The following is a 17,614-nucleotide window of genomic DNA, read 5'->3' on the forward strand; positions in this document are numbered from 1 at the left end:
CCAAAGGGCGGGCGGCAGCTGAGGCTCACGGCCCCGGCTGCCGCCCCCTTCGATTCCAGGAGGCCTCATGGGGCGCTACGTCATCCGACGCCTGCTCCAGATGATCCCCGTCTTCATCGGGACCACGTTCCTGATCTTCTTCATGGTGTACAGCCTCGGTGACCCGGTCGCGGCGTTCTTCGCGGGCAAGGCACCGAACCCGGCGGTCGCCGCGCAGATCAGGCATCAGCTCTGGCTGGACCGACCCCTGTGGGCGCAGTACCTGCACTACATGGCAGGCGTCTTCCGGGGCGACTTCGGTACCTCGTTCAACGGCACGCCGGTCAGCACGCTGATGGCCAACGCCTTCCCGATCACGATCCGGCTGGCCATCATCGCCTTCCTGTTCGAGATGATCTTCGGCATCGGGCTCGGTGTCGCCAGCGGTCTGCGCCGCGGCAAGCTGACGGACACGCTGGTCCTGCTCTTCACGCTCGTGGTCATCTCGATTCCGGTGTTCGTCATCGGTTATCTGGCGCAGTACTTCCTCGGGGTGAAGTGGGGCGTCATCAGCCCCTCGGTGTCCTTCGGGGCTCCCTGGAACGAACTGATCGTCCCCGGCATCGTCCTCGGTTCCACGTCGCTGGCCTACGTCGCCCGTCTGACGCGGACCACCGTGGCCGAGAACTCCCGTGCCGACTTCGTCCGGACCGCGGTGGCCAAGGGCCTGCCGCGGCGCCGGGTGATCTCGAACCACCTGCTGCGCAACTCGCTGATCCCCGTGGTGACCTTCCTCGGCACGGACCTCGGCGCCCTGATGGGTGGCGCCCTGGTGACCGAGCGCATCTTCAACATCCAGGGTGTGGGTTACAACCTGTACCAGGGGATCGTGACGCAGAACACGCCGACCGTCGTCGGTTTCGTGACCGTCCTGGTGATCATCTACCTGGTCGCCAACCTGCTCGTCGACCTGCTCTACGCGGTCCTGGACCCGAGGATCCGGTATGTCTGATCCGTTGCTCCCGCGGCCCGACCAGCCCGACCGGCCGGCCGGCACCGAGAAGTCCAGTGTCTTCCCGAGCGCCGACTCCGGGATGGGCGGCCTGGAGACGCATGACATGATCGTCGGCGAGGACCTGCGCGAGACCGAGCCCATGGCCTCGGCCTCCATCGAGGTCATCGACCGCGAGAAGCCCCGCAGCCTGTGGCAGGACGCGTGGCGTGACCTGCGGCGCAACTGGATCTTCTGGGTCTCCGCCGCGATCATCGCGTTGCTGCTCGTCATGACCGTCTGGCCGAGCCTGTTCACCTCGCTCGACCCGCTCTCCTGCGACCTCTCGAAGTCCCAGGCGGGCGCCGAGTCGGGCCACCCCTTCGGGTTCGACACGCAGGGCTGCGACGTCTACGCCCGCACGGTCTACGGCACCCGCAACTCGATCATCGTCGGTGTCTTCACCACGCTCGGCGTCACGGTGCTCGGCGTCGTGCTCGGCGGTCTGGCCGGGTTCTACGGCGGCTGGTGGGACTCGGTGCTCTCGCGCATCACCGACATCTTCTTCGGCATCCCGCTGCTGCTCGGCGCGATCGTCTTCCTGTCCTCCGTCACCAGCGGCGGGGTCTGGGTCGTGGTCGGCTTCCTGTCGCTCTTCGGCTGGCCCCAGGTCGCGCGTATCGCCCGCGGCTCCGTCATCACGGCGAAGCAGCAGGACTACGTGACCGCCGCCCGCGCCCTGGGCGCCGGCAGCAAGCGGATCATGGTGCGGCACATTCTGCCGAACGCGGCCGCGCCGATCATCGTCGTGGCGACCATCCTGCTCGGCACGTTCATCTCCCTGGAGGCGACGCTGAGCTTCCTGGGCGTCGGGCTCCGCCCGCCGGCGGTCTCCTGGGGCATCGACATCTCGGCCGCCGTCCAGGGCTTCCGCAACGCGCCGCACATGCTGTTCTACCCGGCCGGTGCACTGAGCATCACGGTGCTCGCGTTCATCATGCTGGGCGACGCGGTCCGCGAAGCCCTCGACCCCAAGCTGCGCTGAGGAGGCGGAACCGTGGGAATTGAAGCAACCGAAGTGACAGCCGACCACACGCGGGGCCGCACCTCGGACAGCGGGGACGCTCCGCTGCTCCAGGTGCGCGACCTGCAGGTCGAGTTCCGCACCCGCGACGGTGTGGCCAAGGCCGTCAACGGCGTGAACTACAGCGTCCGCGCCGGCGAGACGCTCGCCATCCTGGGTGAGTCGGGCTCCGGCAAGTCGGTCTCCTCGCAGGCCGTCATGGGCATCCTGGACAGCCCGCCCGGGTTCGTCACCGGCGGCGAGATCCTCTTCAAGGGTCAGGACCTGCTGAAGCTCAACAACGAGCAGCGCCGCAAGATCCGCGGCTCGCAGATGGCGATGATCTTCCAGGACGCGCTCTCCTCGCTGAACCCGGTGCACACCGTCGGGATGCAGCTGGGCGAGATGTACCGGGTCCACCGCGGCATGTCCAAGAAGGACGCCAAGGTCAAGGCCATCGAGCTGATGGAGCGGGTCGGCATCCCGGCCGCCAAGGAGCGGGTCAACCAGTACCCGCACCAGTTCTCCGGCGGTATGCGTCAGCGCATCATGATCGCCATGGCGCTGGCCCTGGAGCCCGACCTGATCATCGCCGACGAGCCCACCACCGCCCTGGACGTGACCGTCCAGGCCCAGGTGATGGAGCTGCTGGCGGATCTGCAGCGCGAGTACAACATGGGCCTGATCCTGATCACCCACGACCTCGGCGTGGTCGCCGACGTCGCGGACAAGATCGCGGTCATGTACGCCGGCCGGATCGTCGAGACGGCCCCGGTGCACGAGCTGTACCAGCGTCCGGCCCACCCGTACACCCGCGGCCTGCTCGACTCGATCCCGCGCCTGGACCAGAAGGGCCAGGAGCTCTACGCGATCAAGGGCCTGCCGCCGAACCTGCTGCGCATCCCCTCCGGCTGTGCGTTCAACCCGCGCTGCCCGATGGCCCAGGAGGTCTGCCGTTCCGAGGTCCCGCCGCTGCACGCGGTGACCGAGGCCGACGGCACCCCGGTCGAGGGCCGTGGCAGCGCCTGCCACTTCTGGAAGGAGACCATCCATGGCTGAGCCGACCGCCACCGAGGCGGCCATCGAGGCCGTGATGGACAAGCGGGTCGAGCGCGGTGAGCCGATCCTGCAGGTCCGGGATCTGGAGAAGCACTTCCCGCTGACCCAGGGCATCCTGATCAAGAAGCAGATCGGCGCGGTCAAGGCCGTCGACGGGGTCAGCTTCGACCTGTACCAGGGCGAGACCCTGGGCATCGTCGGTGAGTCCGGCTGTGGCAAGTCCACGCTGGCCAAGGTGCTGATGAACCTGGAGCCGGCCACCGGCGGCCAGGTGCTCTACAAGGGCGAGGACATCTCCAAGGTCTCCGGCCGGGCGCTCAAGGCGATCCGCCGGAACATCCAGATGGTCTTCCAGGACCCTTACACCTCGCTGAACCCGCGCATGACGGTCGGCGACATCATCGGGGAGCCCTTCGAGATCCACCCCGAGGTGGCCCCCAAGGGCGACCGCCGCAAGGCGGTGCAGGACCTGCTGGACGTCGTCGGCCTGAACCCGGAGTACATCAACCGGTACCCGCACCAGTTCTCCGGCGGCCAGCGCCAGCGCATCGGCATCGCGCGCGGTCTCGCGCTCAAGCCCGAGGTCATCATCTGCGACGAGCCCGTCTCGGCGCTGGACGTCTCGGTGCAGGCGCAGGTCATCAACCTGCTGGAGAAGCTGCAGGACGAGTTCAACCTCTCCTACATGTTCATCGCCCACGACCTCTCGATCGTGCGCCACATCTCCGACCGCGTCGGCGTGATGTACCTGGGCAAGATGGTCGAGATCGGCTCGGACGAGGAGATCTACGAGCACCCGACGCACCCCTACACCCAGGCGCTGCTCTCCGCGGTCCCGGTGCCGAACCCGGAGGGTCGCGAGGGCCGCGAGCGGATCCTGCTGAGCGGCGACATCCCCTCGCCGGCCAACCCGCCGTCCGGCTGCCGCTTCCGCACGCGCTGCTTCAAGGCGCAGGAGAAGTGCTCCGTCGAGGAGCCGCTGCTGGCGATCCCGCAGGTGTTCCGCGGTGAGGACACCCCGGCGGCGCACGAGTCGGCGTGCCACTTCGCCGAGGACGTCGACGTCGTCGGCGCCACCAACGGCGACCAGGCCGAGTAGGCCGCCCGAGCGCAGCAGAACACCGCAGGGCCGTCCCCGATCACGGGGGCGGCCCTGCGGTGTTTTTCGGCCGATCTTGCGTCCCGGACTTCTCACAGCTTTACCCGCCGGGATATCGCTGCGTCCATGTCAATGCAGGTGGGACGGGGTGTCGCTCCCCTCCACCACCACTTGGCGGGTGCGCCCGAGCGCCACCCCCAGGTGTGGGGTTTATGCCCCCCTCAATGGGGGATTTCCGGGGTCTCTTCATTCCGAGGCATTTCCCGGATCGGTTTCGAGGCCATTGTCAGGTGACTGATCTAATTTGCGCCTTTGTGGCACCACTGACAGGGGTGAACCGCCCGGCGCCGCTTACTCGGCCCTTTCACGAGCAGTGATGCCTTCACTACCGGAGGCGATGACCCCTGGTAAACCGGGGGTTTAAATCGGACAAACCCTCACGGATGCACCCCTGATGGGCTGTAGTTCGATAACCCGCCCGCTGTGTCTCATAAGCGTGCGTTACTGAAACTTCACCGATGAGACGTAGTCACGCTGCTCAGGCGACGCCATGATTTGTTGCCAGGTCGATCCACCGGTCGACGGCCCGGGAAGCGCTTAGGCGTCGTCACCAGACGACATCGAGCGGGGGGCTCAGTAAGCATTGCCGTGACTGCCGCCGAGGGGTGGTCGCGGCCAGAACGACGATGGGGCGCGGCATGGGGCGGTTCCTGCTAAAGCGGGCGATCAACTATCTGATCTTGACGTTCATCGCATCGACAGGCGTGTACTTCCTTGCTTCGTACTGCCTCGAGCCGGCGATGAACCTGCTCTCGCGGCACCCGAGGCCGCCGATGTCGTCGGTGTACTCGGTGCTGGCCTCGCAGAACCTCGACCCCCGTGTCCCGGTGGTGGAGCGCTACTGGACCTGGCTCACCCAGATCCTGTTCCACGGCAACTTCGGCACGATGATCGACGGTGGCTCGGTCAACGCCGAGATGGGACGGCGCATCTTCGTCTCCACGGAGCTGCTGCTGCTCTCCACGCTGATCGGCTCGATCACCGGTGTCATGCTCGGCGCCTGGAACGCACTGCGCCAGTACCGTCCCTCGGACCGGATCTCGACCATCGTCTCCTACGCGATCATCGCCATGCCGGTGCCGGTCATCGGCATCACGCTGCGCACGATCGACAACTGGATGGGATCGCCCATCCAGTACACGGGACTTGACGACCCGAACGCCCACGGCGTGGTCGCGGTGGTGCTCAGCAACATGCAGCACCTGATCCTCCCGACGCTGACGCTCTGGCTGGTCCAGGTCACCCTGTTCAGCCGCTACCAGCGCAGCACCATGCTCGACGTGCTGAACGCCGACTTCCTGCGGACGGCCCGCGCCAAGGGGCTGCCGTTCCGCAAGGCGATCGTCAAGCACGGTCTGCGCACGGCCGTCATCCCGGTGATGCCGCTGCTGGTCTACAACATCGTCCTGCTCTTCGTCGGCGCCACCTTCACCGAGAAGCTCTTCGGCTGGCACGGCATGGGTGAGTGGACCGTCGACACCATCACCACCAACGACATCAACTCCGTCGCGGCGATCGGCGTCTTCACCTCGGTCCTGGTCCTCATCGCGGGCCTGCTCTCCGACCTTGTCTACGCCGCCCTCGACCCTCGGGTTCGAGTCTGACCTCGCGTCAGCTGCCGACCCGCCGAACCCCGAGGAGATGACAGAGAAATGACGACCGAAGCCGTCGCCGGCGCCCTCGCCGCCGATGAACCGACCAAGAGCCGCGGACGCGGCCAGCTGATCCTGCGCCGTTTCGTGCGCAACCGCCTCGCCCTGGTGGGCATCGCCATCCTGGTGCTGCTGCTGCTCGGCGCCTATGTGCTGCCGTCCATCCTCAAGTGGCAGTACACCGATAACGACTGGAACTACCTCGGCACCTCCCCGGGCCAGGGCGGCCACCTGCTCGGCACCAACCACTCCGGCCAGGACATGCTCGCCGTGACGCTGCGCGGCCTGCAGAAGTCGCTCGTCATCGGCCTCATCGGTGGCCCGCTGACGACGTTCATCGCCGCCGTCGTCGGTGCCGCGGCCGGCTACTTCGGCGGCTGGATCGACCGCGCCCTGATGTGGGGCCTGGAGCTGCTCCTGGTCATCCCGGGCTTCCTGCTGCTGGCGACGATCTCGCCCAAGCTGGCCCACGTCAGCTGGCTGATCTTCGTGCTGCTGCTCGCCGCCCTCGGCTGGATGATCACCGCCCGCGTGGTCCGCAGCATGACGCTCACCCTGAAGGACCGTGAGTACGTGCTGGCGGCCAAGTACATGGGCGTCGGCTCGATGAAGATCATCTTCCGGCACATCCTGCCCAACATGGCCTCGCTGCTGATCGTCGACGCTGCCGTGCAGATCGGTCTGATCGTCCTCGGCGAGACCTCCCTGTCCTACTTCGGCTTCGGCATCCAGGCTCCCGACATCTCGCTCGGCACCCTGATCGCCGACGGCGAGCCCGACGCGATCACCTCGCCGTGGATGTTCTTCGTCCCGGCCGGCTTCCTGGTCCTCATCGGTCTCTGCTCCGCCTTCATCGGCGACGGCCTGCGTGACGCGTTCGACCCGTCGGCCTCCGGCGCCAAGGCGAAGGTCAAGCTCCCCGCCGACGGGGAGAGCGACAGCCAGCAGGTCGAGATCGTCAGCAACACCGTTCGTGCCGAGGAAGGGCTCGCGTCGTGACCTCCAACAACACCCCCGTGCTCGAGGTCCGCGACCTGCGCGTCACGTTCCCCAGCGAGTCCGGCGCGGTCCGTGCCGTCCGCGGCATCGACTTCTCGCTGCGATCCGGCGAGACCCTCGCCATCGTCGGCGAGTCCGGCTCCGGCAAGTCCGTGACCGCGACCTCCGTCCTCGGCCTGCTCCCGACCAGCGCCCAGGTGACCGGCTCGGTCCTGCTGGAGGGCCGCGAGCTGCTCGGCCTCAGCGACACCGAGATGTCGAAGATCCGCGGCAAGGACATCGGCATGGTCTTCCAGGACCCGCTGTCCGCGCTGACCCCGGTCTACTCCATCGGCACGCAGCTGATGGAGGCCCTCCAGATCCACCAGAACCTGAGCAAGCAGGCGGCCCGCGCCCGCGCCCTGGAGCTGCTGGAGCTCGTCGGCATCCCGGACCCGAAGCGCCGGATCGACGCCTTCCCGCACGAGTTCTCCGGCGGTATGCGCCAGCGCGCGGTGATCGCCATGGCCATCGCCAACGACCCCAAGGTGATCATCGCCGACGAGCCCACCACGGCGCTCGACGTGACGATCCAGGCGCAGGTGCTGGAGGTGCTGAAGACCGCTCAGGAGGTCACCGGCGCCGCCATCCTGATGATCACTCACGACCTCGGCGTGGTGGCCGGCATGGCCGACAACGTCACGGTCATGTACGCCGGCCGTCCGGTCGAGGCCGGCACCGCCGAGGGCGTCTTCTACGAGCCCCACATGCCGTACACCATCGGCCTGCTGAGCGCCGTGCCGCGGCTGGACAAGACCGAGCGCAAGGCGCTGACGCCGCTGGAGGGCAACCCGCCGTCCATGGTGAAGCTGCCCAAGGGCTGCCCCTTCGCCGCCCGTTGCCCGATCGCGGTCGACATCTGCCGTGAGCAGGAGCCCCGTCTCGTCGACGTGGCCGCGGTCCCGGGCCTGCAGAGCGCCTGCCACCGCGCCGCCGAGATCGGCAACGGCGACCTGGCCCGTGAGGGCATGTTCCCGACCCCCGAGCTGTCCGAGTGGGAGGGCGAGTCCGACCGCGCCTCCCGTCCCGAGGTGCTCCGCGTCGAGAACCTGATCAAGCACTTCCCGCTGACCAAGGGCGCCGTCTTCAAGCGTCGCGTCGGCACCGTCAAGGCGGTCGACGGCCTGACCTTCGACATCCGCGAGGGGGAGACCTTCGCCCTGGTCGGCGAGTCCGGCTGCGGCAAGACCACCACCCTGCTGGAGATCCTGGACCTGCCGCGCAAGCAGGAGGGCTCCGTCGTCGTCCTCGGCAAGGAGACCAAGACCCTCACGGGCAAGGACCGTCGGGGCATCCGCCGCGACCTCCAGGTCGTCTTCCAGGACCCGATGGCCTCCCTCGACGCCCGCATGCCGGTCGGTGACGTACTGGCCGAGCCGCTGCGCGCCCACGGGTGGAGCAAGGAGAAGATCCAGGCCCGTGTTCCCGAGCTGCTGAGCCTCGTCGGCCTGCTGCCCGAGCACGCGGAGCGCTTCCCGACGGAGTTCTCCGGCGGTCAGCGCCAGCGCATCGGCATCGCCCGCGCCCTCGCGCTGGACCCGAAGCTGATCGTGCTGGACGAGCCGGTCTCCGCGCTGGACGTCTCCATCCAGGCCGGTGTCATCAACCTTCTCGACGAGCTCAAGGTCAAGCTGGGCCTCAGCTACCTGTTCGTCGCCCACGATCTTTCGGTGATCCGTCACATCGCTGACCGCGTCGCGGTCATGTACCTGGGACGGATCGTCGAGAGCGGGGACGCGGAGGCGGTCTTCGAATCGCCCTCGCACCCCTACACGCAGGCACTGCTCTCCGCGGTGCCGCTGCCGGACCCGCGCAAGGAGCGGGAGCGGCAGCGGATCCTGCTGACCGGAGATCTGCCGAGCCCGGCGGATGTGCCGTCGGGTTGCCGTTTCCGGACGCGCTGCCCGAAGTTCGTCGGCCTCACCGAGGGCGAGGCCGAACGGTGCCGGACCGAGGACCCCGCGTCCACGGCGATGGCCGCCGACCACTCCGCTGCCTGCCACTACGCGGCGGCACTGGAAGTCGTCTGACGTTACCGGCCCCACCGGCCCGTCACGGCAGTTCCGAATTCACTGAACTGATCTCCAAGGGGAGGACCCGCTTTGTCCCGCAACACCCTCAAGCTCGCGACGGCTGTCGCCCTGTCCGCCGGCCTGGTGCTCGGCGCCTCTGCCTGCAGCAGCAGCGGCGGCACCGCGGCCCCGAAGGCGACCGAGAAGGCCAGCACCGCGAACGACATCAACACCGTTCCGGCCAGCCAGCTCAAGCAGGGCGGCACCCTGAACTACCCGGTCGACCAGTACTCGACCCAGTGGAACGTCATGACGGCGGAGTCCCAGAACGAGGGCTCCATCGTCGACACCATGGGTCCGCTGATGCCGCAGCTGTTCCAGTCGGACGCCCAGGGCAACATCACGGCCAACCCCGACTACCTGACCAGCGCCACGGTCGCCACGGTCGGCGGCAAGCAGGTCGTGACGTACGAGATCAACCCGAAGGCCAAGTGGTCCGACGGCACCCCGATCACGTACAAGGACTTCCAGGTCGACTGGCAGGACCAGAACGGGTCCAACCCGAAGATGGCCGCGCTCAGCACGGTCGGCTACAACCAGATCGCCTCCGTCGTCCAGGGCAAGAACGCCCAGGAGGTCGTGGTCACCTACTCCAGCCCCTACGCGGAGTGGAAGGGCCTGTTCGCGCCGCTGTACCCGGCCTCCCAGGTCTCCACGGTCGACGGCTTCAACAACGCCTACAAGAACAAGATCCCGGTCACCGCGGGTCCGTTCAAGGTGCAGACGATGAACGCGACCACCAAGGTCGTCACCGTCGTGCGCGACCCCAACTGGTGGGGTGCCAAGCCGGTCCTGGACACCATCAACTTCCGTGCCCTGGACTCCAGCTCCACCCCGGGTGCGTTCGCCTCCGGTGAGATCGACTTCATCGACGTCGGCCCGTCCATCGCCATCTACAAGCAGGTCAAGGGCGTCGCCAACACGGCCGTCCGCGTGGCCTACGGCGCCAACTGGCGTCAGGCGTGGATCAACGGCAAGAGCCCGAACCTGACCGACCCGAACGTGCGTCAGGCCATCTTCCAGGCCCTGAACCGCGACGCGATCGCCAAGGGTGACCTGACCGGTCTGCCGTGGGTCATCAAGCCGCTGAACAACCACTTCCTGGTCTCCAGCGGTGTCGGCTACCAGGACAACTCCGGTGACCTGGGCAAGTTCGACCCGAGCGCGGCGGGCACCAAGCTCGACGCGGCCGGCTGGAAGATGGGCTCGGACGGCTACCGTCACAAGGACGGCAAGACCCTCGAGTTCAACCTGACCATCCCGTCGGGTACTCCGGTCGCCACCAACGAGTCGAACGTCATGACCGCCATGCTCAAGGCGGTCGGCGTGAAGCTGGACACCGTCTCCCTGGACGGCGTGACCTTCTTCAACGACCTCAACGCCGAGAAGTTCGACATGACGATCTTCTCCGCGACCGCGGCCACGCCGTACTTCCCGCTGGGCAACGTCGAGTCGAGCTACCAGAGCCCGACCCCGCAGAACGCCGGTGCGAACATCTCCCAGATCGGTTCGGCGCAGCTCGACGCCGCGCTGAACAAGGCCGGTGCCGACACCGACGTCACCCAGTACTACGCCGACATCAACGCGGCCGACGGGCTGATCTGGCAGGAGGCTGTGAACCTGCCGCTCGAGCAGCGTCCGCAGATCTTCGCGGAGAAGGCCACCCTGGCCAACTTCGGTGCCTTCGGCTACCAGACCACCAACTGGCTGACCATCGGCTTCACCAAGTGAGCTGAGTCGTCCGGCTGAGGCCTGACGAAGAACCCCCCGAGCCGGAAGGCTCGGGGGGTTCTTCGCTGTCGTTCCCGGCAGGAACGGAGAGTGGTCTCAGATGGTGGCGGTGGTGGCGCCGTCCGGCTTGCCGAGCAGCGAGACCAGGGCGGCCGCGACGTCCTGGACCGTGACCGGCTTGCCGTCCTTGGTGTGGACGCCGTCGAAGGCCGGCCCGTAGGCGGCCTTGAGCTTGGCCAGGTTGAAGACCGGGACGAACGCCCCGGAGGCGTCCGGGCGCAGGGTCAGGGACTGGCTGAAGGTGACCTTGCCGAAGGGCACCGGGTGGCCGCCGGCGTCGACGTAGAACTTCTGCTTCATCGCCCAGGCGCCCAGCGTGCGGGCCGCTTCGTTGACCGCCGTCGCGTCCGCCTTGGGGGCCGTCGTGGTGACCGTGAGGGCCACCACCGTGTCCGGGCCGCCGTTGGCCCGCGTCCGGTAGGCCTGCTCCACGAGCGGGACCGCCGCGTTCACGTCCAGGCTGCTGCCCGCCTTCGGCAGCGTCACCTCGACCTTGCCGGTGGCCGTGAACCGGACCTCGGCGGCGGAGGCGCTGCCGCCCGAGGCCAGCTGCTGGAGCGCGGACCGCAGTTTGTCCTCGTCGATCACCACGACCGGCGCCACGGCCTTGCCGTGGCCGAACAGCGACTCGATCACGGTGACCGGGTTGTAGTCGTGGTGCGCGACGCTGTCGACGGTGGCACCGGTGTCGATGGACAGTCCGGCCACCGAGGGGTTCAGCGTGGCCGTCCTGCCGCCGATGGAGACCGACAGCGGGTGGCCGGAGATCGAGCCGAGGGTACGGGTCAGCGTGGTGACCGCCTCGTCGCGGGTGTCGCCGCCGATCGAGTACCCGAGCACCGTGGTGCCCTTGGGGATGTCGGCCTGGTTGAGCATCAGCCCGGCACCGTAGGCGCCCGCACCGGCCAGGATCACCACGCCGACGGCGTAGCCCGCCAGCTTGCGGCCCTTGCCGCCGCCGCGCTTGCCGCCCGAGGCGGGCGCGGTCGAGGCACCGGTGCCCGGCCCGCCGCCGACGGGCTCGGGCCGCGGTTCGGCACCGGCACCGCCGGTTCCGCCGGCGAAGCCGTCGGCGATGGGCTGGTGCCGCGGCACGGGCATGGTCGCGGTCTGGCCCGTCGAGCCCTGGCCCATCGAGTTCTGGCCCGCCGCGCCCTTCGCACCCGCCTTGCCCGCGGCCTTGGCGCCCTGCTGGGCCTTGCCGCCCTGCTGGGCGCCCTTGCCGGTGCGGCGGTTGCCGCCGGGCTGCGCACCCGGCTGCTCGGTGGGGCCGGGCCCGCCGGGGTAGCCACCCGGGGTGGCTATGGTCGGTCCGGCGCCCGGAGGCATGGAGCCCAGACCGGGCATGGTCGTCGTGCTGCCCGCGGCCTGGGGGATGCCCGGCTGCGTGAAGTCGGGACGACCCGCACCGGGCCGGCCGACGCCGGGCTGGGGGAAGCCGGGGGGCGGGGTGTATCCCGCCTGCGGGTTCGTCAGCTGGTCGGCGGGCCCGCGGAACTGCAGGGTCGGCTGACCGCCGGCCAGGGCCTCGGCGGGTGAGCCGGGCACGTCGGGCGCACCCGGCGCCCGGGTGCCGCGACTGCCGGGCACCGGGCGCGGCGGCAGTGTCTGCTGCGGGCGGGCCTGCTGACCCTGCGTCGGGTCGAGGGGCGACTGGGGCGTGCCCTGCGGGGGCGTCGTCTGCGGGGACGGAGTCGCCCAGGGCTGGGAGAAACCGTCGGGCATGGCGTCACGGCCGCTGCCGTAGGGCAGGTCGTAGCCGCTCGGCGCCTGGCCGGGAGTCTGCTGTCGACCGGGCGCCGGCTGGGCGGGCGTCTGGTAGCCCGGTGCGGCGGGCGGCGTCGCCTGCTGGTCCTGGAAGAGCGGCTGGGCGGGGGCGGGGGCCGGCGCGGGTTCGGGCGCGGACTTCTTGCGCGGCGCGAACCACTCGCTCGACGGGCCGGCCGCCGGCGCTGCGGGGTCCGCCGTGGCCGGTGCCTCCGGGGTGAGCCACTCCGGCGGCAGGTCCGGGGGAGTGGCGGTGCGCGCGCCGGAGTCCATGACGCCGAGCACGGGCGAGCCCGAGGTGTCGGCGCGGCGGCGCCGCGGCGAGGACTGCTCGCCGGTCTCCTCGGTCAGCGGGCTGCGGACGACGACCTCGGGGATCGGCCGCGAGCCGGGGATGTTGATCTTGATGCGCGTGGTGAGCGTGGTCTCCGTCCGCGGCTCATCGCGGTCGGAGGAGCCTCCCGGGTTCGGTCGGCCGGCCTGTGGCGGCTGCCCCGCGCGGGAGAACGACGCGTCTCCGGGCACGCCGTACGGGGGCGTGCCCGACGGGTAGGAGTCGCCGCCCTGACGAGGCGACATCGGGTTGTCGGATTCTCGACTCACTGCTGCTCCGGTTCGCGTCCCACGCGGTGGCGGGGTGCGGTTGTGGATCGTTGTTCCCCGCGTCCCGTGGGGTTGCGGTTGCGGTGTGTGGAACCGCGGTCTCCAGCGTTGCGGGCACCACCTTACTGGGAGGCGTCGCGGTGCGGACCGGCCGGAGGCAGAACAGATTGTGACGGCCCCGGGTGGTAGGGCGAGAGGGAGGGTCTGGCCAGTGCGAGCACGGAGCCCAGCATGCCGAGGAAGAGCAGGGCGACGCTGGTCGCGCTGCCGCCCCAGATCAGGTCCCCCTTCGGGGTGCTGATGCTGGCGGCGAGCAGGACGGCGAGCCAGGCCGCCGTCGGCACCAGGGCTCCCGTCCGGGTGCCCGTCACCATGCTGCCGCCGTAGCTGAGCGCGAGGATCCCGGCGGCGCCGATGGCCAGCCCGCCGCCGCTCCACAGGTCCACGATCAGGGCGCCGGAGAGTCCGACGGCCGCTCCGAGCACGGCGAGCAGTACATACGTCGTCATCCGGGCCGGGCGGCTCATCGGGTAGGACCGGACCGGAGGCTGGGGCGAGCCGTTGCGCGGTGCCGGAACCCGGGCGCCGCCGCCCGCAGCGCCGCCGGCACCGCCCGCGCGGCCGCGTCCCGGCGGCTGACCGCCGCTCATGCGTCCGCTCCGGCCCGGGCGTCGGTGTCGCTGCCCGCGTTGTCCGGCCCGTCCGGGCCACTCGCGACACCGGCGAAGAGGTCGTCCTCCCACCCGGTCGCCTGGTCGACCGGGCCGGGCTCGCCGCGGACCAGCCGGTAGTACTCCACCGAGGGCAGCGGCTGGCCGAGGTCGTTGGAGAGGGCGAAGAAGGGGCCTTCGACGGCGATCTGGGTGGCGTGCGCCCGCATTGCCGCGGACTTGGCCTCGGCGTAGGGGGTGCCGTCGACCGCCGCCGTCACCTCGGCGTCGTCCACGACGCCGGGCACGTCGTCGGCCGCGGCGATGCCGGGGAAGGGGGACTCCTTGCCTGCGGCCCGCAGCGCCGCGAACCCGGCCTCCACGACGGAGCGGGGCATGGCGTTCCAGTAGACCTTGGCGATCGCGTGGGCGGGACCGAGCTCGGGCCGGAAGGCGGCGTCGGCGGCCAGCTCCGCCCCGCGCATGGCCACCCGGTGTGCCTGGATGTGGTCGGGGTGGCCGTAGCCGCCGTTCGGGTCGTAGGTGACCAGGACCTGCGGACGGACCTCGCGGACCACCGAGACCAGCTCGGCCGCGGCCTCGTCGAGGTCGGCCTGCCAGAAGGCGTCGGCGCGGACGTTGCTGGCGACGCCCATCATCCCGGAGTCGCGCCAGCGTCCGGGGCCGCCCAGGAAGCGGTGGTCGGTGACGCCCAACTCGGCCATGGCCGCGGCCAGCTCGGTGATGCGGTGCGTGCCGAGGGAGTCCTCGCGGAGGGCGACGCGGTGGGCGTGGTCGTCGCCGATGACCTCGCCCTCCTCGCCCAGGGTGCAGGTGACCAGAGTGACGCCTGCGCCCTCGGCGGCATAGCGGGCCATCGTCGCGCCGTTGCCGATCGACTCGTCGTCGGGGTGGGCGTGGACGAGGAGCAGGCGCTGGTCGGCGCGGACCGCCCGGAGAGAATCCGTCATGGCGCTCAGCCTAGGGCCTGTCTTGTGGCTCAGGCCGGGCCCGCGGCGCCGGACACCGCGGGCTGATCCGGCCCGAGCCGCAGGGCAGGCCCTGCGGTCGTGCCGACAGCACCCCACTGACAGCCCCAACGGTCTGCGGGGCGGGAGCAGGTCAGAGCTTGATGCCGGTCAGCATTCCGGCGACGCTCGTGGTCACCGTCTTGATCGACGGGGCGATCGAGCTGGACGCCAGGTAGAAGCCGAGCAGCGTGCAGGCGAAGGCGTGCCAGGCCTTGAGGCCGGAGCGCTTGATCAGGATTCCCACGATGATCATCATCAGCACCGCTGCGGAAATGGGCAGAACCATCGCGTCTCACACCTCTCGGATTTGGGCGGCGGGGACTGCCGCCCAGCAGGACGGGCGTACACAGGTGTTACCCGTGGGGTGATGGGAGGATCACTTTCCGTCATCATGCATAGCCCGTCGCTCCGATGCACGGCCCGGCGCACGTGGTGGGCGCCCGCGCGGGTGCGCATGGCGGCGCGCGGCGGCCGAACGGGGGAGGAAGGGGTGGCGGGCGTTTGCCGCGACGGGCCGTCCGTGCGGGGGTGCGCCGCTAGGGTCGGACCATGGCCCAGGAGATCACGTTTCCCCGTCAGTTCTCGCGCACCCAGCGCTTCTCACTCGGCGCCCCGAGGTCCTTCGCGGTGTCCCCGGACGGCCGAAGGGTGGCCTTCCTCCGCAGTCGCGGCGGGACCGAACGGGCGAACCTGCTGTTCGTGCTCGACCTTTCGAACGAAGCTGCTCCGTTCGAGCGAGTGGCGGCCGATCCGGTCGCCCTGCTGGGCGGCGGCGAGGAGCACCTGTCCGCCGAGGAGCGGGCCCGCCGTGAGCGCGCCCGGGAGGGCTCCGCGGGAGTGATCGCCTTCGCGACCGACGCCGCCGTGACGACGGCCGCCTTCAGCCTCTCCGGCCGGCTGTTCACCGCTCCGCTGGCCGTCGCGGCGGGCGCGCCGGGAGCGCCCGGCGCCGGCGCCGTCGAGCTGCCCGCCCAGGGCACCGTGCTCGACCCCCGCCCTGCCCCCGACGGCCGCCACGTCGCCTACGCGACCACCGACGGCGCGCTCCGGGTCATCGCCGCCGACGGCAGCGGCGACCGCGCGCTGGCCCACGAGAGCGACCCCGAGGTCACCTGGGGCCAGGCCGAGTTCATCGCCCAGGAGGAGATGGACCGCAGCCGCGGCTACTGGTGGGCGCCGCTGGGCGACCGGCTGCTCGCCGCCCGGGTCGACAACCGCCCGGTCCAGCGCTGGTGGATCGCCGACCCGGCCAACCCCGAGCAGGCCCCGCTGGAGATCGCCTACCCGCAGGCGGGCACGCCCAACGCCGAGGTGGGCCTCTCCCTCCTCGACCTCGACGGCGGCCGGGTCGACGTCGCCTGGGACCGCGCCGCCTATCCGTACCTGGCCCGCGTCCACTGGTCGGCCGGCGGCCCGCCGCTGCTCCTGGTCCAGACGCGCGACCAGCGCCGTCAGACGGTCCTCGCCGTCGACCCGGTGACGGGCGCGACCAGCCCCGTGCACGAGGAGAGCGACCCGGACTGGGTCGAGCTCTTCCCCGGGGCCCCGGTGTGGACGCCGGACGGCCGCCTGGTCCGGGTGGCCGACGACCGCGAGGCCGACGCGCGCGTCCTCGTCGTCGGCGACCGGGTGCTCACCGACCGTTCCCTGCACGTGCGGACCGTCCTCGACGTCACCGCGGAGGACGTGGTGTTCACAGCCTCGGCCGGGGAGGGCGCACCGGCGGCGGAGATCGGCGAGGTGCATGTGTACCGAGCCGACACGCGTCCGGGCCGGAGCACCGTTCACAGGGTGAGCGACGCGCCCGGCTACCACTCCGCCGTCCGCGGGGGACCGGTCACGGTGCTCAGCTCGGCGGCGCTCGACCGCCCCGGCGCGCTCGTGCGGGTGCTGCGCACCGAGGACGGGAGCACGGCGCAGGTCGCGCGGATCGCCTCCCACGCCGAGACGCCCGTGCTCACCGCCCGTCCGGTGCTCGCCCTGGCCGGCAAGCGTCGTATCCCGGCGGCCGTGCTGCTGCCCACCGGCTACGACCGGGACCGCGACGGCCTGCTCCCGGTGCTGATGGCGCCCTACGGCGGCCCGCACGGCCAGCAGGTGGTGGCGGCGCAGAACATCTTCCTGTCCGCGCAGTGGTTCGCCGACCAGGGCTTTGCCGTCGTCGTCGCCGACGGCCGCGGCACTCCCGGCCGCAGCCCCGCCTGGGAGAAGGCGATCATGCGGGACATGGCCGGGGTCACCCTCGACGACCAGGTCGAGGCCCTCCGGGCGCTCGCCGAGGACTTCCCCCTCGACCTCCGCCGGGTCGGCATCCGCGGCTGGTCCTACGGCGGCTACCTCTCCGCGCTCGCCGTCCTGCGCCGCCCCGACGTCTTCCACGCCGCCGTCGCCGGCGCCCCGGTCACCGACATGGAGCTCTACGACACCCACTACACCGAGCGCTACCTCGGCCACCCGGCCGAGGAGCCCGAGGTCTACGCGGCGCACTCGCTGCTGGCCGACGCCCCCCGGCTGCGCAGGCCGCTGCAGATCATCCACGGCCTCGCCGACGACAACGTCGTCGTCGCCCACAGCCTGCGGCTCTCCTCGGCGCTGCTCGCGACCGGCCGCCCGCACGAGGTGCTGCCGCTCTCCGGGGTCACCCACATGACGCCGCAGGAGGAGGTCGCCGAGAACCTGCTGCTCCTGCAGGTCGACTTCCTGCGCAGGTCGCTGCCCTCGGCCTGAGCGTCACCGCCGCCGGTGTCACGGTCGCAGCC

13 protein-coding genes are annotated in these 17,614 nt (G+C 70.3%); 9 read left to right on the top strand and 4 right to left on the bottom strand.

What is annotated here, in order from left to right; translation table 11 throughout:
• The first annotated feature begins 67 nt into the window (after positions 1 to 67).
• The 8 genes from BMY61_RS01750 (at position 68) to BMY61_RS01785 (ending at position 10,744) form a co-directional block, all read left to right on the top strand.
• On the top strand, positions 68 to 991 hold the full coding sequence (locus tag BMY61_RS01750; protein ID WP_042442261.1) for an ABC transporter permease: 924 nt from the start codon (positions 68 to 70) through the stop codon (positions 989 to 991).
• Positions 992 to 1,133: 142 nt separating this feature from the next.
• Positions 1,134 to 2,015 carry an ABC transporter permease gene (locus BMY61_RS01755; protein WP_236655844.1) on the top strand — a complete coding sequence of 294 codons (882 nt, stop codon included), beginning with the start codon at positions 1,134 to 1,136 and terminating at the stop codon, positions 2,013 to 2,015.
• Between the two features lie 33 nt (positions 2,016 to 2,048).
• Positions 2,049 to 3,092, top strand: a complete 1,044-nt coding sequence (locus BMY61_RS01760; protein WP_042442264.1) for an ABC transporter ATP-binding protein — start codon at positions 2,049 to 2,051, stop codon at positions 3,090 to 3,092.
• On the top strand, positions 3,085 to 4,191 hold the full coding sequence (locus tag BMY61_RS01765) for an ABC transporter ATP-binding protein (RefSeq protein WP_082014706.1): 1,107 nt from the start codon (positions 3,085 to 3,087) through the stop codon (positions 4,189 to 4,191). Before BMY61_RS01760 ends, BMY61_RS01765 begins: the two co-directional genes overlap by 8 nt.
• A gap of 740 nt (positions 4,192 to 4,931) precedes the next feature.
• Positions 4,932 to 5,855: an ABC transporter permease gene (locus BMY61_RS01770; protein ID WP_236655832.1), complete on the top strand. Its 924-nt coding sequence runs from the start codon at positions 4,932 to 4,934 to the stop codon at positions 5,853 to 5,855.
• Positions 5,856 to 5,903: 48 nt separating this feature from the next.
• Positions 5,904 to 6,902: an ABC transporter permease gene (locus BMY61_RS01775; protein ID WP_042442273.1), complete on the top strand. Its 999-nt coding sequence runs from the start codon at positions 5,904 to 5,906 to the stop codon at positions 6,900 to 6,902.
• On the top strand, positions 6,899 to 8,971 hold the full coding sequence (locus tag BMY61_RS01780) for an ABC transporter ATP-binding protein (protein WP_042442278.1): 2,073 nt from the start codon (positions 6,899 to 6,901) through the stop codon (positions 8,969 to 8,971). Before BMY61_RS01775 ends, BMY61_RS01780 begins: the two co-directional genes overlap by 4 nt.
• A gap of 72 nt (positions 8,972 to 9,043) precedes the next feature.
• A complete protein-coding gene (locus BMY61_RS01785) occupies positions 9,044 to 10,744 on the top strand; it encodes an ABC transporter family substrate-binding protein (RefSeq protein ID WP_052438289.1) in 1,701 nt (566 codons plus the stop codon).
• A gap of 96 nt (positions 10,745 to 10,840) precedes the next feature.
• Here BMY61_RS01785 and BMY61_RS01790 read toward each other — a convergent pair whose 3' ends face one another.
• The 4 genes from BMY61_RS01790 to BMY61_RS01810 form a co-directional block, all read right to left on the bottom strand.
• Positions 10,841 to 13,150 carry a hypothetical protein gene (locus tag BMY61_RS01790; protein WP_042442280.1) on the bottom strand — a complete coding sequence of 770 codons (2,310 nt, stop codon included), beginning with the start codon at positions 13,148 to 13,150 and terminating at the stop codon, positions 10,841 to 10,843.
• Positions 13,151 to 13,296: 146 nt separating this feature from the next.
• Positions 13,297 to 13,824, bottom strand: a complete 528-nt coding sequence (locus BMY61_RS01800) for a DUF6113 family protein (RefSeq protein WP_052438290.1) — start codon at positions 13,822 to 13,824, stop codon at positions 13,297 to 13,299.
• Positions 13,821 to 14,795 carry an N-acetyl-1-D-myo-inositol-2-amino-2-deoxy-alpha-D-glucopyranoside deacetylase gene (gene mshB / locus BMY61_RS01805; RefSeq protein ID WP_042442282.1) on the bottom strand — a complete coding sequence of 325 codons (975 nt, stop codon included), beginning with the start codon at positions 14,793 to 14,795 and terminating at the stop codon, positions 13,821 to 13,823. Before mshB ends, BMY61_RS01800 begins: the two co-directional genes overlap by 4 nt.
• Before the next feature lie 151 nt (positions 14,796 to 14,946).
• Positions 14,947 to 15,141 (bottom strand): hypothetical protein, encoded by a 195-nt coding sequence (locus BMY61_RS01810; protein ID WP_042442284.1) that lies wholly within the window; start codon positions 15,139 to 15,141, stop codon positions 14,947 to 14,949.
• A gap of 263 nt (positions 15,142 to 15,404) precedes the next feature.
• Between BMY61_RS01810 and BMY61_RS01815 the strand changes: the two genes are divergently transcribed.
• Positions 15,405 to 17,582: a S9 family peptidase gene (locus BMY61_RS01815; protein WP_042442286.1), complete on the top strand. Its 2,178-nt coding sequence runs from the start codon at positions 15,405 to 15,407 to the stop codon at positions 17,580 to 17,582.
• Positions 17,583 to 17,614: the final 32 nt, after the last annotated feature.

This window comes from Streptacidiphilus jiangxiensis (genome assembly GCF_900109465.1).
Taxonomy (GTDB): domain Bacteria; phylum Actinomycetota; class Actinomycetes; order Streptomycetales; family Streptomycetaceae; genus Streptacidiphilus; species Streptacidiphilus jiangxiensis.